The sequence below is a fragment of the Phycisphaeraceae bacterium genome, assembly GCA_019636555.1.
Classification (GTDB): Bacteria; Planctomycetota; Phycisphaerae; order Phycisphaerales; family UBA1924; genus JAFEBO01.
Genome location: JAHBXH010000001.1, coordinates 1,728,495 through 1,754,745 on the forward strand (window position 1 = coordinate 1,728,495; position 26,251 = coordinate 1,754,745).

22 protein-coding genes are annotated in these 26,251 nt (G+C 63.5%); 10 read left to right on the forward strand and 12 right to left on the reverse strand.

What is annotated here, in order from left to right:
• Positions 1–34: 34 nt before the first annotated feature.
• The gene (locus KF691_07200; GenBank protein ID MBX3389228.1) at positions 35–1,111 is read right to left on the reverse strand and encodes a hypothetical protein; all 1,077 of its coding nucleotides are present in this window, start codon (positions 1,109–1,111) and stop codon (positions 35–37) included.
• A gap of 95 nt (positions 1,112–1,206) precedes the next feature.
• Here KF691_07200 and KF691_07205 point away from each other — a divergent pair, with 95 nt between their 5' ends.
• From KF691_07205 to KF691_07215, 3 genes are all read left to right on the forward strand, one after another.
• Positions 1,207–2,544, forward strand: a complete 1,338-nt coding sequence (locus tag KF691_07205) for an MFS transporter (protein ID MBX3389229.1) — start codon at positions 1,207–1,209, stop codon at positions 2,542–2,544.
• An 8-nt stretch (positions 2,545–2,552) separates the two neighbouring features.
• Complete coding sequence (trpB, locus tag KF691_07210) at positions 2,553–3,830, forward strand: tryptophan synthase subunit beta (GenBank protein ID MBX3389230.1); 1,278 nt, start codon at positions 2,553–2,555, stop codon at positions 3,828–3,830.
• 180 nt (positions 3,831–4,010) lie between these two features.
• Positions 4,011–5,912: a hypothetical protein gene (locus tag KF691_07215; protein MBX3389231.1), complete on the forward strand. Its 1,902-nt coding sequence runs from the start codon at positions 4,011–4,013 to the stop codon at positions 5,910–5,912.
• Here the strand turns inward: KF691_07215 and KF691_07220 are convergent.
• Positions 5,854–6,528 (reverse strand): hypothetical protein, encoded by a 675-nt coding sequence (locus tag KF691_07220; protein MBX3389232.1) that lies wholly within the window; start codon positions 6,526–6,528, stop codon positions 5,854–5,856. The genes KF691_07215 and KF691_07220 overlap by 59 nt on opposite strands.
• A gap of 54 nt (positions 6,529–6,582) precedes the next feature.
• Here KF691_07220 and KF691_07225 point away from each other — a divergent pair, with 54 nt between their 5' ends.
• Positions 6,583–7,164: a hypothetical protein gene (locus tag KF691_07225; protein ID MBX3389233.1), complete on the forward strand. Its 582-nt coding sequence runs from the start codon at positions 6,583–6,585 to the stop codon at positions 7,162–7,164.
• Positions 7,165–7,223: 59 nt separating this feature from the next.
• Here the strand turns inward: KF691_07225 and KF691_07230 are convergent, their stop codons facing one another.
• A complete protein-coding gene (locus KF691_07230; protein MBX3389234.1) occupies positions 7,224–8,447 on the reverse strand; it encodes a tetratricopeptide repeat protein in 1,224 nt (407 codons plus the stop codon).
• 220 nt (positions 8,448–8,667) lie between these two features.
• Positions 8,668–11,310, reverse strand: coding sequence for a hypothetical protein (locus KF691_07235; GenBank protein MBX3389235.1), 2,643 nt, complete (start codon positions 11,308–11,310; stop codon positions 8,668–8,670).
• Positions 11,311–11,656: 346 nt separating this feature from the next.
• On the opposite strand from KF691_07235, the gene KF691_07240 reads away from it, so the two are divergent.
• Together KF691_07240 and KF691_07245 are read left to right on the forward strand one after the other, a co-directional pair.
• Positions 11,657–12,748 carry an SPFH domain-containing protein gene (locus KF691_07240; GenBank protein ID MBX3389236.1) on the forward strand — a complete coding sequence of 364 codons (1,092 nt, stop codon included), beginning with the start codon at positions 11,657–11,659 and terminating at the stop codon, positions 12,746–12,748.
• Between the two features lie 165 nt (positions 12,749–12,913).
• Positions 12,914–14,038: a hypothetical protein gene (locus KF691_07245; protein MBX3389237.1), complete on the forward strand. Its 1,125-nt coding sequence runs from the start codon at positions 12,914–12,916 to the stop codon at positions 14,036–14,038.
• A gap of 66 nt (positions 14,039–14,104) precedes the next feature.
• Here KF691_07245 and KF691_07250 read toward each other — a convergent pair whose 3' ends face one another.
• From KF691_07250 to KF691_07265, 4 genes are all read right to left on the reverse strand, one after another.
• Positions 14,105–14,392, reverse strand: coding sequence for a hypothetical protein (locus KF691_07250; GenBank protein ID MBX3389238.1), 288 nt, complete (start codon positions 14,390–14,392; stop codon positions 14,105–14,107).
• Between the two features lie 47 nt (positions 14,393–14,439).
• Positions 14,440–14,970 (reverse strand): prepilin-type N-terminal cleavage/methylation domain-containing protein, encoded by a 531-nt coding sequence (locus KF691_07255; GenBank protein ID MBX3389239.1) that lies wholly within the window; start codon positions 14,968–14,970, stop codon positions 14,440–14,442.
• Positions 14,971–14,976: 6 nt separating this feature from the next.
• Complete coding sequence (locus KF691_07260) at positions 14,977–15,390, reverse strand: type II secretion system protein (protein MBX3389240.1); 414 nt, start codon at positions 15,388–15,390, stop codon at positions 14,977–14,979.
• A gap of 94 nt (positions 15,391–15,484) precedes the next feature.
• Positions 15,485–15,925, reverse strand: a complete 441-nt coding sequence (locus KF691_07265; GenBank protein MBX3389241.1) for a prepilin-type N-terminal cleavage/methylation domain-containing protein — start codon at positions 15,923–15,925, stop codon at positions 15,485–15,487.
• Positions 15,926–16,875: 950 nt separating this feature from the next.
• On the opposite strand from KF691_07265, the gene KF691_07270 reads away from it, so the two are divergent.
• The 4 genes from KF691_07270 to KF691_07285 all read left to right on the forward strand — a co-directional run bounded on the left by KF691_07270 (position 16,876) and on the right by KF691_07285 (position 22,131).
• Entirely contained in the window at positions 16,876–18,312 is a 1,437-nt protein-coding gene (locus tag KF691_07270) for an efflux RND transporter periplasmic adaptor subunit (GenBank protein ID MBX3389242.1), read from the forward strand.
• A gap of 84 nt (positions 18,313–18,396) precedes the next feature.
• A complete protein-coding gene (locus tag KF691_07275) occupies positions 18,397–19,149 on the forward strand; it encodes an ABC transporter ATP-binding protein (GenBank protein MBX3389243.1) in 753 nt (250 codons plus the stop codon).
• Complete coding sequence (locus KF691_07280) at positions 19,146–20,510, forward strand: ABC transporter permease (GenBank protein MBX3389244.1); 1,365 nt, start codon at positions 19,146–19,148, stop codon at positions 20,508–20,510. Before KF691_07275 ends, KF691_07280 begins: the two co-directional genes overlap by 4 nt.
• A gap of 157 nt (positions 20,511–20,667) precedes the next feature.
• A complete protein-coding gene (locus tag KF691_07285) occupies positions 20,668–22,131 on the forward strand; it encodes an efflux transporter outer membrane subunit (protein ID MBX3389245.1) in 1,464 nt (487 codons plus the stop codon).
• Between the two features lie 107 nt (positions 22,132–22,238).
• On the opposite strand, the gene KF691_07290 is transcribed toward KF691_07285, so the two are convergent.
• From KF691_07290 to lysX, 4 genes are read right to left on the reverse strand one after another with little or no spacing between them, the layout of a single operon-like run.
• Positions 22,239–23,360 (reverse strand): [LysW]-lysine hydrolase, encoded by a 1,122-nt coding sequence (locus KF691_07290; protein MBX3389246.1) that lies wholly within the window; start codon positions 23,358–23,360, stop codon positions 22,239–22,241.
• Complete coding sequence (locus KF691_07295; protein MBX3389247.1) at positions 23,357–24,178, reverse strand: [LysW]-aminoadipate kinase; 822 nt, start codon at positions 24,176–24,178, stop codon at positions 23,357–23,359. Before KF691_07295 ends, KF691_07290 begins: the two co-directional genes overlap by 4 nt.
• Before the next feature lie 3 nt (positions 24,179–24,181).
• A complete protein-coding gene (gene argC / locus KF691_07300) occupies positions 24,182–25,228 on the reverse strand; it encodes an N-acetyl-gamma-glutamyl-phosphate reductase (protein ID MBX3389248.1) in 1,047 nt (348 codons plus the stop codon).
• On the reverse strand, positions 25,225–26,148 hold the full coding sequence (gene lysX, locus KF691_07305) for a lysine biosynthesis protein LysX (protein ID MBX3389249.1): 924 nt from the start codon (positions 26,146–26,148) through the stop codon (positions 25,225–25,227). Before lysX ends, argC begins: the two co-directional genes overlap by 4 nt.
• Positions 26,149–26,251 lie beyond the last annotated feature (103 nt).

Consider the following 26,251-nt stretch of genomic DNA (forward strand, 5'->3'; position numbering starts at 1 on the left):
CCTCGCAGTGTCACGTGAGAGAAAATTTTCCGATTCAGCCCCGTCCGCTCGGCGCCTTCGGGGGTGGCGAGCCGTCGCCGGAGCTCGCGCCGCTCGGGCGAAGGCTCTTCTGCAGCGCCTTGATCGCTTCCGCGTCGTTTGAATGAAATTCGAGCGACTGCGGAACCCAGGTATTGGTCCGGGTGTTCTGACCCAGCGTTATACCGAGGAGGAACTTCTTGTCTTCAAGCGAAGCGCCTTTCAGCCGCGCGGGCATCGTGACCAAGACCCGTGGGGCGTTGGGCGCGGCGCCTTCGCTCGATCCATTGAAGAGCCCGCCCAGCGGCATGGTCAGCGATGACACCTCGTTCCCGTTCCCCAGGTTGTTGCGATTGATCATCATCGGGACCGCGCCGGCAGGAAGGCCGGCCAGCATGGAAGCGAGTGGACCCTCGAGCGCCGGCGCTTTCCGCACCTTCATGTGCGCCGTGTCCAACTCGCAGAATTGGAGCAGAAGGGCGATCTGCTTCACGATACCCGGGATTGTTCCAGATTCCGGAGGCTTGCCGCCGTTGGAAGAGATGTACGAAGCGCCGTTCTTTATCTCACCCTGCGTGAGCGGCCCCAGAAATCGCGTGAGCGCTCCGTTGATCTGGTCGGAGGTCTGGAGAGGCGTTGGCGTCAGGCCCTCGATTTTGGTCGACTGTTCGCCCGCGGCCGCGCCCGCCGCGATCATCAGGGCGTTCGCCTCTTCCGAATTCGTGACGGGCGAGAACTCCGGGTTTTCGATGAACGTCGGGACCTCGGCGTTTCCGACGAGCGCTCTTCGCCGCGCTCCGTCGGAGGAGCCTGGCGGCGCGTTTCCGGGTCCGGTTCCGGGCGCGAGGGTGACCCGGTCTTCCGTGTTTCGTGGTCCTTCATCCTGTGAGCGCACGACGTCGCTTGCCGAACGAGGGCGGGGAATCGGGCGCGTATTCTCGTACACGCTCCAGCATGCCAGTGCGATCCCGGCGACGCCCACGGTGATTGCAACTGCCGCTCCGACCGGCCCATACGAGCGCGTTCGGCGAGCCACCGGTGCGGAATGATTCAGTCCTGCGCCGCGATCCGCGTCATCGATCAGGCTTGTCATGTTCACAGTCGATGCGCACCTTCCCCGTCTCCGTCCGGTTTCGGCTGGTTTTTGCTCGTCCTGCAGGATCCACCCGAGGTTGTCATACTCGTTGAATGGGCCAACCGGCAGAAAGCCTTCCGACCGAGCACCCGGGCTCCCGGGCCGTGGCAACGACCTCGGTGGCTCTTCTCCTGCTCATCAACCTCTTTAACTACATCGATCGGTATGTGCTCGCGGCGGTCCAGCCCCTGATCCGCGCGGAGTTTTTTCCTCCCGGCGAAGCGGACGAGAAAACCGCCGACTTGCGGATGGGTCTGTTGGCGACGGCCTTTCTTGTTTCCTACATGGTGACGGCTCCCATTTTCGGGTGGCTGGCGGATCGCTGGAAGCGCTGGGCCATCGTCGGCATCGGTGTTTGTGTCTGGTCGGTGGCGTCAGGAGCCAGCGGCTTGGCCACGATGTGGCTTGCGATGCTGCTGATGCGAGTGCTGGTCGGAATCGGGGAAGCCGCGTACGGGCCGACGGCCCCGACCTTGATCTCCGATCTGTTTCCGGTGAGGCGCCGCGGCGCCGTGTTGGCGTGGTTCTATGCCGCAATCCCGGTCGGAAGCGCGCTCGGATACGTCTTGGGCGGACAGGTGACGCAGTTCACCACATGGCACTGGGCGTTTCTGCTCACGCTCCCCCCCGGCTTGCTGCTGGGTGCGGTTTGCTTTTTCATGAAAGATCCGCCGCGCGGCATTTCCGACGGCGCGACACATCACCGGGCGAGCCTCCGCGATTACTTCGTGCTCGCGCGAACGCCTTCCTATGTCCTCGCGGTTGCAGGAATGACCGCATTCACGTTCGCCATCGGCGGCATCTCCTTCTGGATGCCGACCTACCTCCACGAGCACAGAGGGCAAGCCGACCTCACGAGGGTGAATCTGGTCTTTGGCGGCATCACCGTGATCGCGGGTTTGAGCGCCACGCTCATCGGCGGCTGGCTCGGAGACCGTCTGCGCGCCCGTTTCAGCGGTTCCTACTTCCTGGTTTCCGGGGGCGGAATGCTCGTCGCCTTTCCTTTCTTCCTCGGGTCGCTCTACGCCCCCATGCCCCTCGGATACGCCTTCATCTTCGTGGCTATTTTCTTTCTCTTTCTTTCTACCGGTCCCAGCAACGCGATTCTGGCCAACGTCACGCACCCATCGATCCGCGCCACCGGATTCGCGCTGTCCATTTTCCTGATTCACGCTTTCGGCGATGCGATCAGCCCGCCGGTCATCGGCTGGGTGACCGACCTGACCAAGACCGCCTCGGACCCGCGGGGTGACATGACGCTCGGGTTTCTGATCGTCGGCGGGATGATTCTCTTTTCCGGCGCGCTCTGGATCTGGGGCGCCGCGTTTCTCAAGCGCGATACCGAGCTCGCCCCGACTCGATTCTCCGGCGTTGCGCGCTCTTCGACCTAAACTCCGGCATGTCGACGTTTCAAGCCGAGCCCAAGCCCGCGCCGCCCAAACTGAGCGACGAGCCGTCACCCGACGGTCGATACGGCGCCTTTGGCGGCAGGTATGTTCCCGAAACCCTGATGGCGGCGCTGGCACAGCTCGAAGAGGTGTACGAATCGGCCAGGAACGACCGGGCTTTTTGGGATGAATTGCGGGCGCTGTTCGCCACGCTGGTCGGCCGGCCCACGCCGCTCTACAAGGCGAGCCGGCTCACGGCGCACGCGGCGCAGATTTCTCGCCAGAAGGGAAACAACGGACAGGCCGCGACCATCTGGCTCAAGCGCGAAGACCTGGCCCACACCGGCGCTCACAAAATAAACAACACGCTCGGGCAAGGCCTTCTGACCCGTCGCATGGGAAAGAAGCGCATCATCGCTGAAACCGGGGCGGGCCAGCATGGAGTGGCTTCGGCGACGGCCGCCGCTCACCTCGGTCTCGAATGCGATGTCTACATGGGCAGCGAAGACGTTCGGCGCCAAAGACTCAATGTCATCCGGATGCGCATGCTCGGCGCTCGGGTGATTGAAGTCGATTCCGGATCACGAACGCTGAAGGACGCCACCAACGAGGCGATGCGCGATTGGATGGGCTCGGTCGAAGGAACGCACTACATCATCGGGTCGGTCGTCGGCCCTCATCCCTTCCCGATGATTGTTCGCGATTTTCAGTCGATTATCGGCACGGAAGCCAAGGCGCAGTGCCTCCGCTACATCGGCCGATTGCCCGACGCCATCGTCGCCTGTGTGGGAGGCGGCTCGAACGCCGCGGGCATTTTCTACCCGTTCATCGACGACGCCAAGGTGCGACTGATCGGCGTGGAAGCGGGGGGGCGATCATCTTCGCCGGGTCAGCACGCCGCGACGCTTTCATACGGTTCCCCCGGCGTCCTGCACGGAACTCTCTCCTATGTCCTTCAGGATCAGAACGGGCAGACGGCGGACGTGCACTCCTGTTCGGCGGGTCTCGACTATCCGGGGGTCGGTCCCGAGCATGCGTTCTGGAAGGACACGGGCCGGGTTTCCTACACCGCGGCAACCGACGAACAGGCTCTGGATTCATTCACGCTTCTCGCCCGCACGGAAGGGATCATCCCCGCGCTCGAAACCTCGCACGCAATATGGGAAGCGGTGCGCCTCGCATCGACGATGAGCAGCGAGCAGCACATTGTTGTCTGCAGTTCGGGTCGCGGAGACAAGGATGTCGAGGAAGCTTCTCGTCTGCTTTCGCAAGCGCGCGAAGGGCATTGACTCGATCCTTTTTTGCCGCAAGTTGCGACTTTGCCGAACCGATCGCGCCGCGGACGCGGTAGGATGAGCGAACCGGACGGATAGAAAGCCCCATTGGTGTCGCCGGAGTTGCTCACCGTGCGTCGTGCTCGGCTCATTTCTGGGTTTGCGTGCGCACTCGCGATGTGTACATCGCCGTTTTTGGCGCATTCTCAAGCCGCGCAGCCCAACGGCGCGCCGCCGGCTGCCCAGCCGGTCGAAGCGGACGCGGCGAAGTCGAAAGCCAGAAGTCTGGTCGCGGCAATGTCGGACGCCGATTCGCTCGGCGAGATCCGCAAGATCCTGACAACACCCGCTGACGCCGCTCAATTTGGAGCTGTTGTTGATGCTCTCGGGAAGGCTCCGTGGGTGACGGCCGAACTGCTTCCGGACCTGATGTCTGCGTGCAATGCCGCGTCAAGCGTCCAGAAGCCGGCGATCTTCCGTGCCATCTCGTCCGTGCCCGACCGCGCCGCGGCGCAGTACCTCGTTTCGACACTCGATGTTCCGAGCGCCGACGGGCCGATTCGGCGTGCAGCGGTCGAAGCGCTCGTTCGCCAGACCGGCCGGGAAGATATCGGTGAAGACGCCGCGCGGTGGCACGAGTTCCTTGCTTCGTGTCCCAACGACGAAGAATGGCTCTCCCGCGCCAACCGCCTCCACGCGGAAAAAGCCGACCGCGAGCGCGAACAGAAACTCGCTGTCCAATCGAAGCTGCTGGAAGCGCTCCGAGCGCTGCACCTATCAACTCCCGCCGACAAGCGGTGGGCACTCATCACCTCGATGATCGGCGATCCTCTTGCCTGCGTCAATCTTCTCGGGCTCGAGTTGACGTCGCGCGAGCTGTCCGCCGGGAACCGCCCAGACGCGAAGCTGGCGCTCGAGATTCTCTTGCTCTTGCAATCACAGGACGCCGCGATCCGCGAGCAAGCCGCTATTCTCGTGACCAATCTTGCGCCTCCCGGTGCGCAAGAGGCGGTCCTTCATGCGCTCGATCGCGAACAAGTGCCCTCGACGGCCGCGGCCCTCTTGAATGCCGCGGCACGCTGGCCCGGCCCGGAAGCCGAGGATTCGGTGTTGCAATGGATCGATCCGGCGGTCTGGGCGAGCGCCGGACCGACGGTACGCGACGCAGCGATCGATGCCGCCTGGGCGCTCTACCGGGGCGGCATGCTCCGATCAGCCGATTCTTCCAGCCGCGTGCTCGCGGCGCTGCGATCGATCAATCTGGGCGATCTGACCGGCGCGGGTGTTCGCCTGCGCGCGGAACTCGGAGATCAGTCCGATCTCGAGGCGATCGTCGTTTTGCTCGGATCCAACAATTCCGCCCAGCGCCTGGCGACCGCCGAAGCGCTCGTCTCCTCTCCCGAGTATCTCCCTCGTATTCTCGCCGCCGCACGCGAAGACCCGCTGCTCATCGATGTCGCTGCCCGAGGCGTGATCACCATCGACCCGTCTCTTGCCAACTTCACGGCGATCGAAGAGGCCACACGGCGCGTGCCGGATCAGCGACGCGGCGCACTCACGCTTATTGCCTCGGTTCTCAACGAAGACGAGATTCTGGATGCCAGCCGGAGGCTCCGTTCCGACCCGGCGCTGCGCGAGGCGGTGCTCGCGACGCTCGCCGATCCTCGCCGCGTGATGGCCGAGCGCACGGACCCTTCGCGGCTGTCGTTCACCGCCGAAGCGCTCGCGGAACTGGCGGAATTGCGCATCGAGCTGGGCAAATACGGCGAGGCGATCGCGGCGCTCGACGCTCTGTCGGAGATCGAGTTCTTCATTCCGTCCGATCGGCTGCGCGATATCCGCACGCTCGCCTTCATCGGGCTCAACCGACTCGATCAGGCGCGCGAGCTCGGCGCCAAGCCCGAAGTCTGGTTGAAAGCGCTCGAGCTCAATCTCGATCAGCCCCAGGCGCCGCAGATCGCGTCGCTCATCGAAACCAACATGGCCGATTCTCTGACCGATGCGGACCGCGCCAGGCTCGAGCAGCTCAAAGCCCGGATCACCACCAAGCCCGCCGGCGGCGCCGCCGTTGAGAAGCCAGCGCCGCGGCTGCGATGATGATCCCGCTTCCGGGCGTCGGAATCCCCTGGGCCCTGACCATGAACACTCCGGGAATGAAGTTGTTGGTCATGTTGTTGATGTAAGGGGCGCTTCCGAGCGGCATCGACAGATATGAATCCGCGCCGAAAAGCCACGAGCGAGCGGCGTTCGGCGCGCCGTCCCGGTCGTAGCGCGCGGGGAGCACGGTCGCATCGCCGAAGACCTGCATCGAGACCGCCGCAAAGAACTGTCCGTGCACCGATGTCGGCGCGATCGCGAAATCGAGGAAGGTGTTGGTGCGGGGCGATCCGCTCAAACCGGTCGCTGTCGCGACGAGGACCGCATCCTTCGGGTCGTTCGCCGTCACCATCTGGTACAGATAGACGCGCACGGGCCTCGCTTCTGGCGCCGCGATCGTGCCGAAAGCAACCGAGATGGTCGTGATGACATTTGCGCCGGGCTGCACGTCGAAGATGTTGCCCCACATGAATTCACAGGCGAAGTTGGGGCCTAAATTGCCGCTGCCGACGCCGTCGTCGAGCCCGTAAGTCGCACCGGACGCCGCGGATGTGAAAATAGTCGCCGAGGCCAGTGCCGCGCAAAGAACGCGCTGTGTGGGGGTGCCGGTACTCATCCGTGTTCTCCTTTCGGGACGGTACACTTCCACCAGCACTCGAGGAGGCTTGCGATGGAAGAACAGTCAGCTCCGCTCGATCCGCAGATCGAATTGGCTCCGACATCCTGGCCGAAAGTGGTTGGGATCATCTCGATCTGCTGGGCATGTTTGGGCTTGTCGTGTCTCGCGTGCGGCGTCACCATGCAGCTCGCGATCGGCCCTTCGATGCTTCCGCCCGCAGTGCGTGACAATCCACCGCCTTCGATGCAATTCGGAATGCTGCAGATCATCCAAACAGCGATCAGCCTCGTGACATCCGTCTTGCTTCTCGCGGCGGGTATTCAAACGATGCGCCGGAGCATGATCGGGCGAACGCTTCACCTTGTTTGGGCCGGGATCTCAATCCTCGCGATCGTCTACGGCGCGTACGTCGGTTGGCTCCAGCAGCAGGAAATGCAGGTTTGGGCGAGAAACAACCCCGGTAATCCGGTGGCGGATCAGACGCTGAAGGGCGGCACGGCCGTCGGGCTTGCGATCATGGGGATTGTGCTCACGTTTTTCTCGATCTGGCCCATTTTCTGCCTGATCTGGTTCGGGCTGATCAAGCGAACGAAAGAGTCTTTCGGTGCGCCGCCCAACGCCGACTTCATCTAAACGAAAAAGCCCCGATTCGCGGGGCCTTTTCGTCTCTTGACTGCAATTGTGCGGCTTTGTCACTCGCCGTCGGGGACTCCCGCGACTGCAGTTGCGGCGCCGCCGTTCCTGATTTCCGACATCTGCATCACGGCGCGCGTGTTGTTCGGTTCGATCTTGAGCGCCTCGGCGAAGCACAGGCTCGCATCGCCCATATTGCCGCGCTGTCGCTCGATCATTCCGAGCAGCACGTAGTTCTCGGCGGTGGGGGCGATCGCGACAGCGCGGACGGCGTTGTCGTGGGCCTGATCCATCGAGCCGACGCGCCGGAAGACCATCGCGCGGAGCTGATAGCCCTCGGGCCGTTCGGGTGCGATGGCGACAAGGCGTGCCGCCGCGGTCCGTGCCCGGTTGATGTCCTTGAGCTTGTAGCTCACCTTGCCGAGTTCGATCCACGCATCAACGTCGGATGACCCGCCGTCGGAGTTCGTCAGCTTCACAAGAACCTCGCGTGCATCCATCGGCCGATCGAGCTCGACGAGGCATCGCGCCCGCTGCAGCTGCAGATCGCGACGATCCTCATACCCCCTCTGCTTCATCAGCTTGCTGATGTTGTGTTCCGCATCGGCGAACTTCTTGCAGGCGATCTCGGCGCCGATCACGTCCGACTGAATCGCGAGATCGTCCGGCGCCGCCAGCCGCGCTTCTTCGAAGTAATTCAGCGCATCCTCGCTCTTGTTCCGGATCATCGCGATGTGGCCGAGCGTCTGATTGACTCCCGGGTTGTTCGCGAAGCTCGCGCGATGGCTCGTCAGTTCCGTCTCCGCTTCGTCCAGCTTTCCCTGGTCGATCAGCACTTCGGCCGCCGCGATGACATATTGCGGGTTGCTCGGTTCAAGGTCCGAAGCGCGCCGGTACCGCGCGAGCGATTCTTCGGGCTGCTTCAGCCGCTCGTAGACCACGGCGCTGTAGTACTGCGCTTCCACGTTCTCGGGATCAAGCCCTTCCGCCGTTCCGAACCAGTTGAGCGCGCCCTCGAGGTCGCCCTGCTCCATCAGGATGCGGCCCTTGAGCACGTGGCTCTTGGCGACATTCGGGTTCAGACCCAGCGACCGGTCGATCGCCTGCAGCGCCTTCTCCGTGTTTCCCGCAAGAAGTTGCTGCTTGGCGCTCTGCCATTCCATCGCCGATTTCATCGCGGCCAGCCGCTCCTTCGCGGCACTGCTCTCGCGACGCGTCGAAACACCATGCCCGGTGCATCCGACCAGCAGCATTGAAACCAGAACAAGCAGGGCGTAACGCATGATTCTCTCCGTGAGGCAGTCTGGGTTTGGCCCGGCGGTGACCGGCGTCAATCTCGCCTCGGGTTCTCGGTCTCATCGACCCGGTTGTGTTCCCACTTTCGCGAAGTCCGGGAATCGCCGAAAAGCATTCGGAAATCGGGCGATGCTTCGGCTCGGGTGCGCGCCGCATCGAACCCGCTCTGCGGGTTCGAGCAGCGAATCTCCAATTTCCCACGTCGACTTACTTCTGATCGGGCGAAGTCTCGGGCACCGACGAGACGGTCTCATCCGCTGCCGCGCCTTGTCCGAACAACTTGCCGAACGCGGAAACCTTGGCCTTCTGGCCGTTGTCCGCCTGGTTTCCTGCTGTGTTCCCGCTCGCCGCGGCAGTCTTCTTTGCCGCCGTGCCGCGAGGCAGCATCGCGTCCCAGCGAACCGTCGCGTACGTCGGGGCGACGGCCGGAGCCTGCGTTGCTGCCGGAATGTTGTTCGTTCCGGCCGGCGACGCGGTTGCGGAAACGGCGTGTGCAGACTCAGCAGCCGGAGCAGTTTGTCCCGCCGCGACCGGCGTTGATCCCGAGGCCGAGTCCCGCTGCGACGCAGTCTGTGTATCCGCGTTCTTCGTCGCGGCCGGTGCTTTCGTCACGGCGCTCGGATTCGTCGGATTCGCGAAGTCTTCCGGCGCCGGGATGCCCGGCAGAACCGAAGACGAGCTGCGCTTGGTCCTTTTGTCCGTGTCGAGCAGCTCGTCGAGCATGCTGCGATCGGGCCAGATGTCCTGCTTGCCGGTGAGCTTCTCCTTGAGCTGGATCGCTTCCTGCTGCATCGGGTCGATCGAGAGCGCCATGTTCACCTTCCACAGCGCCTGATCGGTCTGGCCCTCCGCCGCGAGCTTGCGCGCATCCATCAGCATCTGCGCCGTCATGCGTTCACGGCTGAACGGCAAGAGACCTTCCCGCGTGCCCGCCCGGACCCGCGCGATCATGTCGTGCGTCTTGTCGCCGGTCTCCGCGAGGAACGTGTCCGTCACCACCGACGGGGTGATCAGGAAGATGATTTCCTGACGATCGATCGTGTCTTCCTGGCCGCGGAACGCGTAGCCGACCAGCGGGATGTCGCCAAGGAACGGCACCTGCTTGCGCGATGTCTGCGTCGATTCGCGGAACAGCCCGCCCAGCACCACGGTCTGTCCGTCGCGGACGATCACGTTGGTGGTCAATTCGTTCGTGATTTCGTCGGGCACGGTGACGGTCGAGCCCGAGCTGTTCTTCACGTCGCGCACGACGGCCGACGAAACGCTCGGCTTGAGCTCGAGCCTGATCGTGTTGTCGTTGCCGACGAAAGGACGGAAGTAAAGCTGAGTACCGGTATCGAGGAACTCGACCGACTGCGTCGTCGCCGTGTTCGTGCTCGTGGTGTTCAGATACCCGACGCGCTCGCCGATGAGCACCCGCGCCGCCTGCCGGTTGAGCGCGAGAATCTTCGGGTTGCTGAGGACCGTCGTGTCGGTGACTTCATCCAGCATGCGGATGAACACGCCGACGTCGTTGCTGTACAGGCCGAGCTTCAGCGTCGCGGGGCCGGCCACGTTGCCGGGGCTCGATGCCAGGCCGAACGCGCTGTCCTTGCCCGATGTTCCGCCGACGACCGGTGTATCGCCCGGCGAGCCGTTGATCAGCTTCGTCGAGTTGTTCACGAGCATCGCGTCCGGAATGCGGAGCGGCCCGCCGACGCCCAGGAAGTCGCCGAAGTTCAGGTTGCCGATCACGGCGAAGTCCACGCCGAACGCGTTGTTCTCGCTCACCTTCGCCTGAAGGATCGTCGCCTCGACCAGCACCTGCGCCGGGCGCGTGTCCAGTTCCTTGATCAGCTTCTCGATCTGCTCCACCTGCTCGGGAAAGTCGTACACCATCACCGTCGATTCGCCCGGGTAGTCTTCCGCGCCGTTGGGCACTTCGCTCTTGCCGGGGAACGAGCCGATCTTCGCGTTGGTCTTGATCACCGAGTCCTTGCTCAGGAGCGCCTGCGCGAAAGACGCGGCATCGACCGCCGCGAGGTAGTTCAGCTTGATCACCTTCCACACCCGCTGACGCGACTCCTTCTCGAGCTTCTGAAGGTCTTCGAGCGTGTAGACGTAGATGAAGTTGCCGCGCTCGACGTATCCGAAGCCGTTGGCGTGGAGCAGCGCATCGAGCGCCTCGTAGAAGGTCACGCCGTAGAGATTGGCGAAAACCTTGCCGTTGACGTTCTTGTACGGGATGATGTTCTTCTGGCTCTGGAGGCTCAGCATTTCCAACACCGCCGTGATTTCTTCGCCGTTGACGCGCAGATCCACCACGCCGTTGTCATCGACCTTCACCGCGTTGGCTCGGATGCTCTTGACGCCGCGAGATTCCGAGGCGGGCCCGCCCTCCATCATCCCTCCGTTCGGCTTGCTCGAGAACGGGTCGGAAACCACGGCGGGCTGCAGCGGAGTCGGCTGCGAGTTCTGCTGCTCGGGCTGATTCTGGTTCGCGACCGGCTGCGCCGACCAGCTCTGCGCCAGCGTGTTCGGAACCGCAGCAGGGCTGCCGGTCTGGTTCGAGGTCTGATTCGACTCTTTGGCCGCGGCATTCAGCGACGCATCCGGCGCGCTGCCGGAGTTCTGCTGCTGGCCGATCGCCTGCACGTTGGATTGAGGCGAAGACGATTGTCCGCCCCCGGTGTACGTCCCCACCTGCGCCCGGCCCACGGCGGCGCCGCAGATCGAGATCAGGATCGCCGCCGGCCAGGCGAGGCGCGGCCAATCCGCTTTCGCGAGGCTCGTCGGAACATTCAAGAGCATCGCAAACGCCGGAAGGTTCGCGCTTTTGGAGGACTGGCGGTTGTTCTCGGTGGACGACATGGCGTTTTCCTCTTCTTGCGGGCAGTGTTCTCGGCCGGCTCCGGTACCTCTCGGACGCGCGCCCGACCTTCCGCCGGTGACAGGCCCAATAGCCCGCGCACCGGATGCGGTCTATTTCGACTGGCGCAGTGAGTGACTTTGGCACGAAGTTCCAGCCCGAATCGCGCACGCGGCTACAGACCCCACACCCACATCGAGGGCGCTCCAGAAACGCGGTCGCGTTCCGTCTGTAACGTCTGCGCAAGAGTGAAATCGAGAAATCTCCCGGCCCAATAACTTTTCGACTTACACTTTTCTCTCGTGAGTGGCACGGTTGTTGCCTCACCGAGCGATTGGAGAAGGCACCATGGATTTCTGGAAAAAGCTCAAGGGTGAACTCATTGACATCGTCGAGTGGCTCGACGATTCGCGCGACACGCTCGTCTACCGCTTCGAGCGGATGAACAACGAGATCAAGTACGGGGCCAAGCTCATCGTCCGCGAGAGCCAGGTCGCCGTCTTCGTCGATCAGGGCAAAATCGCCGACGTTTTTCAGCCCGGCATCTACACGCTCGAAACCAAGAACCTCCCCATCCTCTCGACACTCCTGGGCTGGAAATACGGCTTCGAATCGCCCTTCAAGGCCGAGGTCTACTTCGTCAACACCCGCCAGTTCACCGACTGCAAGTGGGGGACCTCCAACCCCATCATGCTCCGCGACGCCGAGTTCGGCCCCATGCGCCTCCGCGCCTACGGCACCTACGCGTTCAGAGTCGCCGACGCCGGCGCGCTCGTCAAGGAAGTCGCCGGAACCGCCGGCCGTTTCACCGCCGACGGCATCACCGACCAGCTCCGCAACTTCATCGTCACCTGCTTCACCGATGCACTCGCTGAAAGCAAAGTCCCCGCGCTCGACCTTGCCAGCAATTACGAGGAACTTTCCTCGCTGATTGCCAGCAAGATCCGCCCGCCCTTCAAAACCTACGGCATCGATGTCACCGCATTCCTCATCGAGAACATCTCGCTCCCGCCCGAGGTCGAAGCCGCGCTCGACAAGCGCACCAGCATGGGCGTGATCGGCGACATGGGCAAGTTCACGCAGTTCCAGACCGCCACAGCTATCGGCGACGCCGCCAAAAACCCCAGCGGCGGCGGCATGGCGCAAGGCATGGGAATCGGGGCCGGTTTTGCGATGGCGAACCAGATGGCCGGCGCGATTTCCGGTTCGAACGCCGCTCCGCCCCCGATTCCCGGTGTTGCCGCACCGAAGTACTTCGTCGCCATCGACGGAAAGCAAGCGGGTCCGTTCGACATGGCCACGCTCGCTCAGCTCGGCAATTCCGGCAAACTCACCGCTCAGACACTCGTCTGGAAACACGGCATGTCCGCCTGGGCCGCGGCATCCGATGTCCCCGAACTCGCACCGGCGCTCGGAAGCAATCCACCTCCGCTCCCCTAGCGCAACGCAGAAACCCCCTCCCGGAGGGAGGGGGCAGGGGGTGGGCAATCGTGTGCGCGGCGCGAATCCGAACGCCAAGCCGCGCCGCACTTTCTTCACCCTTCCAGACAAGAACCCCTCCGCGAAACCCCGCATTCTCCGCGCACTCCGCGTTCTCTCTTCCCGATGCCCGACACTTCTCCCATCGATTCCGTCGCTCCGCTCCCCGGCGTCCATCGCTCTTTCCCCTGCGCCCGCTGCGGCGCCGATCTTTCTTTTTCCCCGGGCGACAGCGCGCTCAAGTGCGGTCACTGCGGCACGATCAACCCCATCCCCGCGCCCGTTACCCAGGTCGAGGAAAACGACTATCTCTCCGTGCTCAACGACCTCGAGCACAACGCCGAGACCATCGAGCGCCTCGAAGTCCGCTGCGACGGCTGCGGCGCGAACGTCGAATTCCCGGAGAACGTGACGAGCCGCGCCTGCCCGTTCTGCGGCAGCCCGATCGTCGCGCAGGCCGTCTCCAAAAAACTCCTGAAACCTACGGCGATTCTGCCGTTTTCCGTGACGCGTCAGGCCGCGATCCAGCACTATCGCGCCTGGCTCAAGTCGCGCTGGTTCGCGCCCACCAAGCTCGCGCGCGAGGCCTTCCTCGACGGCGCGTTCGTCGGCGCGTACATGCCCTTCTGGACCTACGACTGCGTCGCGACCACCGACTACACCGGCCAACGGGGCGAAGACTACTGGGTCACCGAGACATACACGACAACCGTGAACGGCAAGCTTGTCACGCAAACGCGTCAGGTCCGGCGCACGCGCTGGTACCCTGCATCCGGAACCGTCGTCGATGATTTCGATGATGTGCTCGTCCCCGCGAGCAACTCGCTGCCCTTGAACAGCCAGGTCGAGGCGGAACCCTGGGGTCTGAAGGATCTCGTCCCGTACGACGACGCGTACCTTGCGGGATTCCGCTCCGAGAGTTACCGCACCGATCTCCAGGGCGGCTTCGAGGCCGCAAAGCAGAGAATGCGGTCGACGATCGAAGGCACCATCTGCGCCGACATCGGCGGCGATCACCAGCGCATCATCTCGATGCGATCAGCCTACGACCGCATCCATTTCAAGCACATCCTCCTGCCGATGTGGCTGAGCGCGTACCGCTTCAACCGCAAGCTCTACCGCGTGCTGATCAACGGCCGCACCGGCGAGCTCATCGGCGATCGCCCGTACAGCCGCTGGAAGATCGGGTCGCTCATCGTGATCCTGCTCGTCGTCGCCGGCATCATCGCGCTCATCGCCGCATATCACTGAGCAAAAAAGAAATAGGACCTATATGTCCTAGAGGTCCTATGTGTCCCATTCGGTTGCTTTTCGTTCTCAGTGCTTTTCCGACGCGTCCGCCGTTTCCTGCTTCGCAATCTGCGGATGCGCATCGCTCGGCTTCGGCTCGATCGCGCGCCGCTCCGGCTCCGCGTACGCGGTCCGCGGCACATTGGTCACCAGGCGCAGCTTCACCCAGATCAGCATGCCGAGCGCCATGACCATCATCATCGAGACCGCCGCGCTCTTGAGCGTGATCGCGCCCCCGAAATCGCGGCTTCCCTCGGTCCCGATATCCGGTTTGTTCGGGCCGCCGTTCACGCTATTGGTTTCGCTGTTTCCCACGTCGCCTCCAGTGGCACCGCCCTTCCGGGCGGTGTCTTGCTCGTTGCTCAATCCCCCGCCGTCTTGGTCACCGTCACACGCCCGGTGTAACCCTGAACCGTGATCTTGTACGTCTGGCCCGATCCGATGATCTCGAACGAACCGTCCGCCGCCGGCGTGTTGCTGCCGGCCGATGCGACCGGCGCGCCCAGCTCGTCGAAGATCAGCGTCTGGCTGTTGTTGAAGTTGACGTTCTTGATGATCGCGTTGCCGTAGAGCGAGCCGCCGATCTGCCTCGTCTCGATCGCGTCGATCGTCGTGTCCACGCTCGTCCCAGGGACGCGGCACATCGTGTACGAGTTCTTGGCGATATCAAACACGATCGCCCGGCTCTGCTGCATCGCGAGCGCATCAGACTGAAGCTCGGTGATGTCCGAAACCGCCGTCCGCAGCGCCGACTGCACCTGCAGCACGCCGGTCTGCTTGAACGCCGGCGCCGAAACCGCCGCGGCAATCCCGAGAACGACCACGACGATCAGCACCTCGATCAAGGTGTAGCCGTGGGCGCGCCAGGAAGTTTGATTGCGGTTGATGTGCATGGCCAACTACGGCAAGGGTTTGTCGAATCCGTCGAAAGACGCGGCCCACACATCGCCCGTGGCTGGATTGAAAATCCAGCCGTACGACGTCGTCGGTGCGGAATCCGGGCTGGAGCCAAGGGTGATAACAGTTCCGTTCGGCCCCTCCACGTAGAGATTGGCCGGCGGAACTTTGAAATAGCCGGCCGTCATTAATTCACCCCAGGTTCCGTCTCCTGAAGTCACAGATGGAAACTTCGACTTGTTCTGGTAGTAATAGAGGCTGACCGCCTGGCGCAACTTGACAAGCTGATCCACAGTCGCCGTCTTCTTCGCGTCATCTGTCGCGCTCGCGTATTGGGGCACGACTATCGCCGCAAGGATCCCGAGGATCACGACGACAATCAGGATTTCGACGAGGGTGAATCCCTTGCTTTTCATCGCTCGCTCCCGTGGGCTTTCCCACCAGCAAATCCGGCCGATCCCTTTTCAGGAATCGGCCGGTCTGAAGTTCAGTTCAAATCAGGCTGCACGCTCAGGGAGTGCCCGGCGTGATCTTGTCGCCGTCGAAGTAGCTTGCCTTCAGGGTGTTGGTGGCAGCATCGAAGTACCAGCCCGCCGCCGCATCGCCCGCCGCCGAGAAAATGACGGTCGAGCTGCCGTTCACCGGGTTGACCGGGGGCGCCTTCACGTAGCCCCTGTCAATCAGCGTGCCCCAAGTCGTATAGGCCGGATTCGAGGTGGACGCTGCCGCGTAGTCAGCAGCCGTCGGATAGGCGTGGGTCGTTTCGCGAGCGCGGAACAACTCGAGCTGATTATTCAGCGTGTCGAGCTGGGCCTTGATGTTGCCCGCCTGTGCATCCTGCGTGGCGTTCGTGAACTGCGGCACAACGATCGCCGCCAGAATGCCCAGGATGACCACCACGATCAGAATTTCGACCAGCGTAAAACCCTTGCGAATCGTCTGCTTCAACATTCCTGACTCCTTGCTTGTGGGCCGTGGCCAACCGGCCCGCCCGCTTCCCGTGCTCCACCTCGCTCAACCCTGCTCCTGCACCCCGTTGCCGGAGTCCCACGCCCGCCCCGAAGGCAGACCCAAAAGCGAGGAAACCAGTACTTCCCTTCCGCTCGCAACCGTGCGAGCCGGCGACCTCCGAAGCCTCCGGAAAATCCAGCTGCTCCTTCGATCACCTTCAACATCGGAAACACTTTCGCGCAAAGTCACCCCGCGCGCCCTTCGCGACCCCTTCACAGGTCCGTCTATTCCGATTGCGTCGCGCGGAGCACGCCCGGAAAAACCGCGTTTCCCAAAAGTGCCCGTGGCGCAAAACAAAGGGCACTTCGGCGCACGCATCGCGCGATCACGCAGCACGACACGCCGCAAAACGAGGAATTCGCCCTAGAGCGCAGCTCCGGAACCCCTTCCCTGAGGGAAGGGGTTGGGGGAAGGGAGATGCCTTTTCGGTTTCACTTCTTGGCTCTCCTCGCAACTCCGCAAACTCCGTCACTCCGCGTTCGCGTCTGGATTGCACCGTTCGGGCATGGCGCCGGTGAATCTCTCCTCACACTTTGAGCCATTGCAGTCGAATGCTTCTCTGCTTCTCTGCTTCTCTCCGTCTCTCCGTCTCTCCTTCTTTTCCTTCGCCTCCGCGCAACTCCGCAAACTCCGTTACTCCGCGTTCTCTCCTCGGCCGCGCCACACGCGCATCACCTCAGTTCACCACTCTCCGCCCTTCGAGTCCTTTGAGCCCCTCGCGTTGCCGACTTTTCCTGCTTCCGGCTCGTACGCGATCTCCCCGAATCAGTGATTCCCCGCACCGATTCCCGCGTTCCGACGCAATACCCTCAGCCCTCCAACAGTTACCCTTGGTAGGAAACTGGTAACGGTTTGATTTGCTCGGCGGAGGTGGTCGGTCGGAGTTCTCGATGAAGAAGCTGGTCGTTTGGTTGATTGTGCTGGGTCTTTTGGGTGGCGGCGGGGCGTACGCGTGGCAGATGTACAAGGCGCGGGCCAAGCCCGACTCCTCGGTCTATCGCACCGCGCCTGTCCGCAAGGCCGACATCATCTCCAGCATCTCCGCAACCGGCACAGTCGTTCCCGAGGATGTCGTGGACGTCGGCGCCCAGGTGAACGGCCAAATCGCCAGCTTCGGCAACGGCAAAGACGGCAAGCCGGTGGACTACCGCTCCGAGGTCGATGCGGGCATGGTCCTCGCGAATATCGACGACGCGCTCTTTAAAGCCGATGTCTCGACTGCTGAAGCGCAGCTCGCGCAGGCCAAGGCGCAGGTTCTTGTCGCCGAGGCCAACCGCGCGCAATCGCAGGCCAAGCTCGATCAGGCCGAGCGCGACTGGGCCCGCGCCCAGAAGCTCGGTCAGAGCAAGGCGATCTCGCAGGCCGACTTTGATGCCGCCAAGTCCGCGTACGAACAAGGCACGGCCACTATCTCGCTTTCCGACGCTTCGATCGCACAATCGAAGGCTTCGGTTGCGATCGCCGAAGCCTCGCTGCTCCGCGCCCGCCGCAATCTCGCTTACTGCACGATCACCGCCCCCGTCAGCGGCGTTGTAATCGACCGTCGCGTCGAGATCGGCCAGACCGTGGTCGCCAGCCTCAACGCCCCCAGCCTCTTCCTTCTCGCCAAAGACCTCACGAAAATGAAGGTGCTTGTCCAGGTGAACGAGGCCGACATCGGACACGTGATCCCCGGTCACCCGGTGACTTTCACCGTTGATGCCTTCCCCGGCCAGACGTTCAAGGGCGAAGTCCGCAAGGTTCGCCTCAACGCGACGATGACACAGAACGTCGTCACCTACACCGCCGAGATCGCGACCGACAATCCCGACAAAAAGCTTCTTCCTTATCTCACCGCCAACGTTCGCTTCATCGTCGAAGAAGCACGCGACGCGCTCGCGGTTCCCAATGCCGCGCTCCGCTGGTCTCCATCTGTCGAGCCCGCTGCGAACACCGGCCCCGGAGGCGCTTCATCCGCCTCTTCGCCGCCCAACGCGTCTGCGCCCGCGGCACAAACCGGCGACACCGGCCGCCCACGAAACGGTCAGCGCCGACAAGGGCCGCGCGAGGGAGAAGCGCAATCCGAAAACGCCGCACCGAGGCGCGAACGCACCGCGGAGCGCAAAGGCACAGTCTGGGTGCTCGATGAAAACGGCCTGCGCTCGGTCGAGGTCAAAATCGGAATCTCCGACGGCCTCGTCACCGCCGTTGAAAACCCCGATCTCAAAGAAGGCGAACTCGTTGTCGTCGGCGAAGCCGTCGCTGGTTCCGCTTCCGGCGCCACAACCAATCCGTTCGCACCGGCCAGCCCCTTCGGTGGTCGTGGCGGAGGCAGAGGGGGACGCTGACCGCGCATATCCGCCTTTCCTTCATTCCGAACTCGATGCCTTGATGCCTCGCTGCCTTGATGCCTTCTTTTCGCTCGAACCCCGATGACTTCCCCTCTCGTCAAACTCCATGACATCCGGCGCACGTTTCACATGGGCGAGATCAGCGTCCACGTGCTCCGCGGCATCTCGCTCGAGATCGAGCGCGGCGCCTACGTCGCCCTCACCGGCTCTTCCGGCTCCGGTAAGACCACGCTCATGAATCTGCTCGGCTGTCTCGACCGACCGACCTCGGGCGAATACTGGCTCGATGGAATCGAAGTCTCGCGCCTGTCCGCCGATGCCCGCGCGATGATCCGAAACAAGAAAATCGGCTTTGTCTTCCAGAACTTCAATCTCCTGCCGCGCACGACGGCGCTCGAGCAGGTCATCATGCCGCTCGCGTACACCGCGACTGGACTGAGCGATCGCGAAGCGAAGGCCCGCGCCGCCGACCTCCTGAAGATGGTCGGCCTCGGCGAGCGCATGGACCACCGGCCCAGCCAGTTGTCCGGCGGCCAGCAGCAGCGCGTGGCAATCGCCCGCGCGCTCATCAATCATCCGCCGGTCCTCTTCGCCGACGAACCGACAGGAAATCTCGATTCGCACACCACGGCGGAAATCCTCGAGATGTTCGACCGTCTCAACCGCGAAGAAGGCATCACCATCATCCTCGTGACGCACGATCCCAACGTCGCGGGGCACGCGAGGCGGAACATCCGCCTGCGCGACGGCATGGTCGAATCCGACACCGTCCGCGAAGGCCCGCCGCCCGGACGTTCCACTCCCGAAGAGAGCGCGGAAAGGCAGGTCGCATGACCATCCGCAAAACGCTTTCGACCGCGATCCGCGCGCTGCAAAGAAACATCACCCGTTCCGCGCTCACCGTGCTCGGAATCGTCATCGGCATCGCCGCCGTGATCGCCATGATGGAGATCGGCAAGGGCTCTTCCGGCTCGATCGCCAAGACCATCGCCAGCATGGGCGCGAACAACCTCTTGATTTTCCCGGGCACCGCCGCCAGCGGCGGCGTGAGCTTCGGCGGAGGCAGTTCGCTCACGCTCACCGCCGAAGATTGCGAGGCAATCAACCGGGAGTGCTCCGCGATTGCCGCGGCAGCACCAATCGTCCGCGCCCGCCCGCAGCTCATCTACCAGGACAAGAACTGGGTGCCGACTTTTGTCTACGGATCGACGCCGGCGTATCTCAACGTGCGCGACTGGACGCAGATGGCCGAGGGCGACATCTTCACCGATGCGGATGTGCGCAACGCTTCGCGCGTCTGCGTTGTCGGTCAGACGCTCGTGCGCGAACTCTTCGGCGGCAAGAATCCCGTTGGCAAGGAACTCCGCGTGAAAAACGTGGCGTTCACGGTGGTGGGAGTGCTCGCGCCCAAGGGCGCGAACGCCTTCGGCATGGATCAGGACGACATCCTTCTCGCACCCTGGACAACGATCAAGTACCGAGTCTCCGGAAACTCCGGAACGACGACGACAAGCTCGTCTTCGACTTCAACAACGACCGGCAATTCCGCCGACTCGACGTACCCCGGCGCCTCGAGCGTTTTTCCCGCTCCTTCCTCGACGCAGGCTGCCGATGCGCCGATGCCAGTGCGCTTCGCGAATGTCGATCAGATCATCATGTCGGCCCGCTCGGGCAGCCAGATCCAGCCCGCGATGCGTGAAGTCACCGCGCTGCTCCGCGAACGCCACCGCCTGCAACAAGGAGAGGCCGACGATTTCAGCATCCGCGACATGACCGAGAGCGCCAATGCGCTTGCGAGCACAACGAACATGATGACAAACCTGTTGCTCGCGGTTGCGCTCATCTCGCTCGTAGTGGGGGGCGTCGGCATCATGAACATCATGCTCGTCTCCGTGACCGAGCGCACGCGTGAGATCGGCCTGCGCATGGCAGTGGGCGCGCGATCCCGCGACATCCTGCGTCAGTTCCTGACCGAGGCGACGCTCCTTTGCCTGGTCGGTGGATTGCTCGGGCTCGCGCTCGGACGCGGCGCGGCGCTGATGGTCCAGAGGTTCCTGCGCTGGCCGGTCGAAAGCTCGATCGAGGCGATCGTCGCTTCGATCGTGGTTTCCGCCGTCGTCGGCATCGTCTTCGGTTTCTATCCCGCATGGAAAGCCTCTCGCCTCGATCCGATCGAGGCGCTGAGATACGAATAAGGCGCTCACCGCAGAGGCGCAACGACACACAGAAAGCCAAGGAATGGAAGGGACAAAAACAGAACCGTCGAACAGCCAGGGGGCTTTGGCCGCCATTGTCCGCTCTTCTCTTTTTCCTCTGTGCCTCTGTGGTGAACTCTTCTTCTCCTCCGGCTGCATGGTCGGGCCCGATTACCAGAAACCCGAGACCAAGGTGTTCGCGCAGTTCGCCGGTCTCGACAAGCAGGTCACGAGCGACGATCTCGCGAGCAAACCGACGGATGCGCCGCTCGAGATCTCGCGCTGGTGGCGTGAATTCGGCGACGAAAAGCTGACAGGTCTCATCGCCCGTGCGCAGCGCGAGAACCTCGATGTCGCCGTCGCCATCGCGCGCATCCGCCAGGCCCGCGCTCAGGTGATGATCGCGACCGGTGGCCTCTACCCCTCGGTCAGCATCGGCGCCAGCTATTCGCAGGCGCGCAGCCCTGGGGGCGGGCTCGGCACCGGCGGCAACGGACGCATCACCAACTTCTATCAGGCCGGATTTGATGCCTCGTGGGAGATCGATGTTTTCGGCGGAATCCGGCGCCAGATCGAAGCGACGAAGGCCGGGCTCGATGCCGCGTTTGAATCGCGCGACGATGCCCTCGTCACCCTCGCGGGAGACATCGGAACCAACTACATCAACCTGCGCGGCGCGCAGAGTCAGCTCGCGATCGCACGCAGCAATCTCGCGGCACAGGAGCAAACCCTCGCGCTCACGCAGGAACGCTTCGATGCCGGCTTTGTCTCCGCGCTCGATGTCGCCAACGCTCAGGCTCAGGTCGCCTCGACCCGCTCGTCGATCCCGGTGACAGAGGCACAGATCCGCGCATATATCTATGCGATCGGTGTGCTGCTCGGCGACGAACCCTCGACACTTCTGGCGGAACTCACACCCGACAACCCCATCCCGCGCGCGCCCAGCACTGTCCCGATCGGCCTCCCTTCCGATCTGCTTCAACGCCGCCCCGACATCCGGCGCGCGGAGGCCACGCTGCACGCCGCGACCGCGCAGATCGGCGCCGCCATCGCGAACCTCTACCCGCAGTTCAATCTCAACGGCTCGATCGGGCTTCAGGGCGGCAACGCCGGTGATCTCGGCTCGATCGCAAATCACTACTGGTCCTACGGACCCGGCGCGAACTGGCTCGTCTTCGATGGCGGCCAAACCCGCGGCAACATCGAGCTCCAGCGCGGCGTGACCGACGAAGCCTTCGCCACCTACAAGCAGACCGTGCTCGTCGCGCTCCGCGATACCGAAACCGCGCTCGTCAATTTCACGTCGCAGCAAAAACGCCGCGTCGCGCTCGCCGAAGCGGTCGAAGCGAACAAGGCCGCGGTCGATCTCTCGATGCAGCTCTACAGCAACGGGCGAACCGATTTCCTCAACGTGCTCAGCGCGCAGCGCCAGCTCTTCCTTTCAGAAGATGCGCTCGCGCAGAGCGAAGCGAACGTGAGCACGAATCTCATCGCCCTCTACAAGGCGCTCGGCGGCGGATGGGGTCTTGAAGATGGGGGCGAGGACCCAGGGCCGTCTGCTGCCGCACCGGTCGCACAGGTTTCGGGGCCTGCGAGCGAGCCTTCATCCGTCAGTCAATGAGGCGGATATCGACCATGTATTGAGCATGGCGCTGCGATGAGCGCAGGGGTGCGCGTGGCGCGGCACGATGCACAACACTTGAACAAGCCGCTGCGCTTCGCGCGGAACTACAAATCGCCCGCGATGGTTTCGATCGCGCGGGTCAGAACCCGTATCGACGCCAGGTATTCCGAGATCCGGATGTGCTCGTTCGGCGTGTGGTCGAGCGCGCTGTCGCCGGGTCCGTACGCGGCGATCGGGCAATTCCAAATCGGCGCGACGACGTTCATGTCGGATGTGCCGGTCTTGTGCTTCGGTGTCGGCTTCAAACCCTCGGCGCGGATCGCGCTCGTGAGCGCGCGAGCAACGGAGCCGCTGCGCTCCGCGACATGCGCGACTTCGTGGCCGGAGAAAGACCATCGCGCGCCGAGGAACGAATGCGAGGCGCGCAGGCAGAGATCGTCGATCTGCGCAGGGGCAATGCCGGGCGGCAAGCGAAAGCCCAGCGTGAGCGATGCGCGATCGGTGACGCCGTCGTGGGAGGAATTCATGGATCGCAGCTTCGCCTGCACGCGATCGAACACGCGCTGCGCGCCCGGCGTCAATTGCTCGGCGGCTTCACGCACCCGCGACCAGATTTCGAAGGCGATCTCGCTCGCTGTTTGCTCGGGACCGGCCGAATGCGATGAACTCGTTTCGACGTCGAGCCATGCAATCACGCGGCCCTTGTAGCCGAGAGTCACGCCCTCGGCGCCGCTGGGTTCGCCGATGATGCACGCATCGGCGCGGTACGTCGCGCACGCGAACCGAGCGCCCTTCGAAGTTGCCGATTCTTCTTCGGTCGCGCCGATCACGCGAACGCGAACGCCGGGCGGAAGGGTCGCCCGTGCCGCGGCGATGGTGAACGCCGCCAGCGGTCCCTTCGCATCGACCGCGCCGCGTCCGAAGAACAAGTCGCCTTCGCGCCGGACCGGAACATCGCCGGGAACGGTATCGATGTGCCCGAGCAGCACGATCTCCCTTACGGATGGAGAAAGGTCGCCCCGCACGCCGACAGCGCTCCCGCTCGGATCGATCTCGGTCTCGAAACCGAGCGCCGCCATCCGGGTTGCGAGTAACTCGGAACACGCGCGCTCCTGTGTGCTCACGCTCGGAGTTCGAACCAGATCGACAAGCAGCGCGACGGCTTCCTCGTCGGACATTGGTGGCCGGGCTGTGGTCGGCTTCGGAGTTGCGAGTGGGACGCTCATTCGATAACGGTTCCAACACCCTGGAGCGCCTGAGAGATGGGGTTTTCTCTTCGCGCATCGCCGATGATCACGCGACGGACACCCGCGTCGAGCGCTTCGCCCGCGCCGAGCACCTTCTTCTTCATGCGCCCTTGTGCCGCGGACTGCGCCGACTCGATCTGCGACTTGGGCAGGCGGTCGATCAGCGACGATTCATCCGGGAACTTCGCGAGCAGGCCCGGCACGTTGCTGAGCAGCAAGAGGTCTTGCGCGTTGAGCGCCGCAGCCGTCATTGCCGCGGCACGATCGGCATCGACGTTGATCGGCTCGCCCTCGAAACTCACGGCGGGGGGCGAAAGCACGGGTGTAAAGCCGGCATCGAGCAATTGACGCAGCAGCGCCGCGTTGACTTCGCTCACGGTTCCGGTGAAGTCATCGCGCACGACGGTCACGCGCCCGTCGATGACGGCCCGAATCGCGGCCTTGCGCTCGCCTCGCCACGTGCCGCCGTCCATCCCGGAGAGTCCGATCGCGCGAACGCCGTTTCGCCCGAGCTGTTCGACGATCTGCTGATTGAGCAATCCGCGGCAGGCCATCTGCATGATCTCGAGCGTGCGGCGATCCGTGCGCCGGCTCGTGTGGCCGCTCGGACTGGTGATGAACTGCGATGGGTGGCCGAGCGCGATTGCGAGTTCGTTGGTGTGATCGGAACCGCCGTGCACGATGACGAGGCGCTGGTCTCGCGAGATGAGTTCGGCCGCATCGCGGCAGAAAGGGCCGGGTTCCTTGCCGACGCTGCCGCCGAGCTTGACCACGGTGATGTCTGAGTGGGTTGACATAGATCAGATCGGGTGAAGGCCGGTGAAGGTGAGTCCCTGACTTTCATCGAAGCCGCACATGAGGTTCATGCACTGGACGGCGGAACCCGCGGCGCCCTTCATCAGATTATCGATTGCGGAGAGGACAACGATGCGATCCGAGTTGGGGTCGCACTCGAAGCCGACATCGCAGTAGTTGGTGCCCGCGAGAATCTTCGGTTCGGGATAGCGATGGATGCCCGATCGATCCTTCACGAGACGCACGAACGGTTCCTTGCCGTACGCCTCGCGGAAGAGCTTCCAAAGCGCCTTTTCTTCGACGCGTTGAGTAGGGGTGACGTGCGCCGTGCAGAGAACACCCCGCACGAGCTCGACCGAGGTGATGCTCATGTGCAGGTCGAACGCACCATGCAGATCCATCAGTTCCTGGCGCACTTCGGCCTGGTGGCGGTGGCCGGTGGGTGCGAAGGAGCGCACGCTGCCGGAGCGCTCGGGGTGGTGGCTCGACGGGCTGGATGCGTTGCCGGCTTCGGAGGAACCGACCTTGAGATCGGCGACGACGGACTTGATGAGCCCCGCGCGCGCCAGCGGCAGAAGCGCGAGGTTGATCGCGGTCGCGTTGCAGCCGACGCCGCTGGCGAGCTTCGCCCCGGCGAGTTGCGAACGCCGGAGTTCGGGCAATCCGTAGACGAATCGGTCGAGCCACGCCGGAGAAGGATGCGGTTCGTCGTACCAGCGCTGGTACTGCGCGGCGTCGCGCAGGCGGAAATCTGCCGAGAGATCGATCACGCGCTGCGCCAGCGAGGTGAAGCGCTCGATCTTGCCGCTCGCTTCTCCGTGCGGCATGCAGAGGAAGAGCACATCACACGGTTCGAGCTGATCGGGCGAGGAAAACTGGAGTGTCGTTCGGCCGCGCAGGTTCGGGTGCACGCTGTAGACGTAGTTCCCTGTCTGCTGGCGCGAGGTGATCTGCGAAACCGTGACGCCGGGATGATCAAGGAGCAGGCGAAGAACCTCGCCTCCTCCGTAACCGGAGCCGCCGACGATCGAAACTCGGAGTGGCGAACTCATGCAACTCCCAACCCCGCGGCGGCGGGCACGGGCGAACGGGCGTGCGAGACGCGGTTCACGCTCTGCTTCTCGGCAATGCCGAGCACATAGTCGATCATCCGACCGGGAATGTCAACGCCGGTCGTCGCGATGGAGTTGCGGAACTCCATCGTGTGATTGACTTCGCTCACGAGCACGCGGCCGTCGGAGGATTCGAGAAGGTCGATTGCGAGCAGCGCGCCGGCGTTGCCCGCCATCGCGCGCGCGGTGCGCCGGCAGAGATCATCGATCGCCGGCAGAATCGCGAAGCCCGCGGCCTGACCACCCCGCGCGGTGTTGGTGATCCAGTGCTCGCTCCGCCGCTCGATCGCCGCGATCGGCGATGTACCGACGACGAACACCCGCAGGTCGCGACCGGGCTTGTCGACGTGTTCTTGAATGTAAAAAACCCCGTGCTGCACGGAACCGAGCGTGGACTTGTGCTCCACGATCGCTTCCGCGGCATCGCGATCGTTCACCCGGGCAAGCAATCTTCCCCACGAACCGACCGCCGGCTTGAGCACCACCGGATAGCCCATTTCCTCGATAGCCTCGAGCGCGGTTTCGGGGTCGACTGCTACCCGAACGCGCGGAGTGGCGATGCCGTTGCGGGCGAGGATGAGCGAAGTTGTGAGCTTGTCGCCGCAGGCTTCGATCACCGCGCTCGGGTTGATGCACGGGATGCCGAAGGACTCGAGCACGCGCACCGCGGTAACAGCCTGTGTCTGACTGACGCAGCGTTCGAAGACCGCGTCGAAGCGCTGCCAAGGCGTGGGATCGTGGATCTCGGCTTGGAACTTCGTGACGTCGAGCAATTCAAACTCGATGCCGCGGCGTTCGAATTCTTCGATCAGCAGGCGTTCTTCGACGCGGATGCGGGAGTGGAGGAAACCGATGCGCATGGGGGCTCCGGAAGACAAGTTCACCACAGAGGCACAGAGACACAGAAAGGGGAAGGGTTTGAAAGACAAGAAGGCATCAAGGCAAGGGGCATCGAGGCATCGA

What these genes read in the sequence shown, in the direction of transcription:
- KF691_07200 (MBX3389228.1), bottom strand. Translation starts at nt 1,111, where the DNA reads ATGACAAGCCTGATCGATGACGCGGATCGCGGCGCAGGACTGAATCAT.
- KF691_07205 (MBX3389229.1), top strand. Translation starts at nt 1,207, where the DNA reads ATGGGCCAACCGGCAGAAAGCCTTCCGACCGAGCACCCGGGCTCCCGG.
- trpB (MBX3389230.1), top strand. Translation starts at nt 2,553, where the DNA reads ATGTCGACGTTTCAAGCCGAGCCCAAGCCCGCGCCGCCCAAACTGAGC.
- KF691_07220 (MBX3389232.1), bottom strand. Translation starts at nt 6,528, where the DNA reads ATGAGTACCGGCACCCCCACACAGCGCGTTCTTTGCGCGGCACTGGCC.
- KF691_07225 (MBX3389233.1), top strand. Translation starts at nt 6,583, where the DNA reads ATGGAAGAACAGTCAGCTCCGCTCGATCCGCAGATCGAATTGGCTCCG.
- KF691_07230 (MBX3389234.1), bottom strand. Translation starts at nt 8,447, where the DNA reads ATGCGTTACGCCCTGCTTGTTCTGGTTTCAATGCTGCTGGTCGGATGC.
- KF691_07235 (MBX3389235.1), bottom strand. Translation starts at nt 11,310, where the DNA reads ATGTCGTCCACCGAGAACAACCGCCAGTCCTCCAAAAGCGCGAACCTT.
- KF691_07240 (MBX3389236.1), top strand. Translation starts at nt 11,657, where the DNA reads ATGGATTTCTGGAAAAAGCTCAAGGGTGAACTCATTGACATCGTCGAG.
- KF691_07245 (MBX3389237.1), top strand. Translation starts at nt 12,914, where the DNA reads ATGCCCGACACTTCTCCCATCGATTCCGTCGCTCCGCTCCCCGGCGTC.
- KF691_07255 (MBX3389239.1), bottom strand. Translation starts at nt 14,970, where the DNA reads ATGCACATCAACCGCAATCAAACTTCCTGGCGCGCCCACGGCTACACC.
- KF691_07260 (MBX3389240.1), bottom strand. Translation starts at nt 15,390, where the DNA reads ATGAAAAGCAAGGGATTCACCCTCGTCGAAATCCTGATTGTCGTCGTG.
- KF691_07265 (MBX3389241.1), bottom strand. Translation starts at nt 15,925, where the DNA reads ATGTTGAAGCAGACGATTCGCAAGGGTTTTACGCTGGTCGAAATTCTG.
- KF691_07270 (MBX3389242.1), top strand. Translation starts at nt 16,876, where the DNA reads ATGAAGAAGCTGGTCGTTTGGTTGATTGTGCTGGGTCTTTTGGGTGGC.
- KF691_07275 (MBX3389243.1), top strand. Translation starts at nt 18,397, where the DNA reads ATGACTTCCCCTCTCGTCAAACTCCATGACATCCGGCGCACGTTTCAC.
- KF691_07280 (MBX3389244.1), top strand. Translation starts at nt 19,146, where the DNA reads ATGACCATCCGCAAAACGCTTTCGACCGCGATCCGCGCGCTGCAAAGA.
- KF691_07285 (MBX3389245.1), top strand. Translation starts at nt 20,668, where the DNA reads ATGGTCGGGCCCGATTACCAGAAACCCGAGACCAAGGTGTTCGCGCAG.
- KF691_07290 (MBX3389246.1), bottom strand. Translation starts at nt 23,360, where the DNA reads ATGAGCGTCCCACTCGCAACTCCGAAGCCGACCACAGCCCGGCCACCA.
- KF691_07295 (MBX3389247.1), bottom strand. Translation starts at nt 24,178, where the DNA reads ATGTCAACCCACTCAGACATCACCGTGGTCAAGCTCGGCGGCAGCGTC.
- argC (MBX3389248.1), bottom strand. Translation starts at nt 25,228, where the DNA reads ATGAGTTCGCCACTCCGAGTTTCGATCGTCGGCGGCTCCGGTTACGGA.
- lysX (MBX3389249.1), bottom strand. Translation starts at nt 26,148, where the DNA reads ATGCGCATCGGTTTCCTCCACTCCCGCATCCGCGTCGAAGAACGCCTG.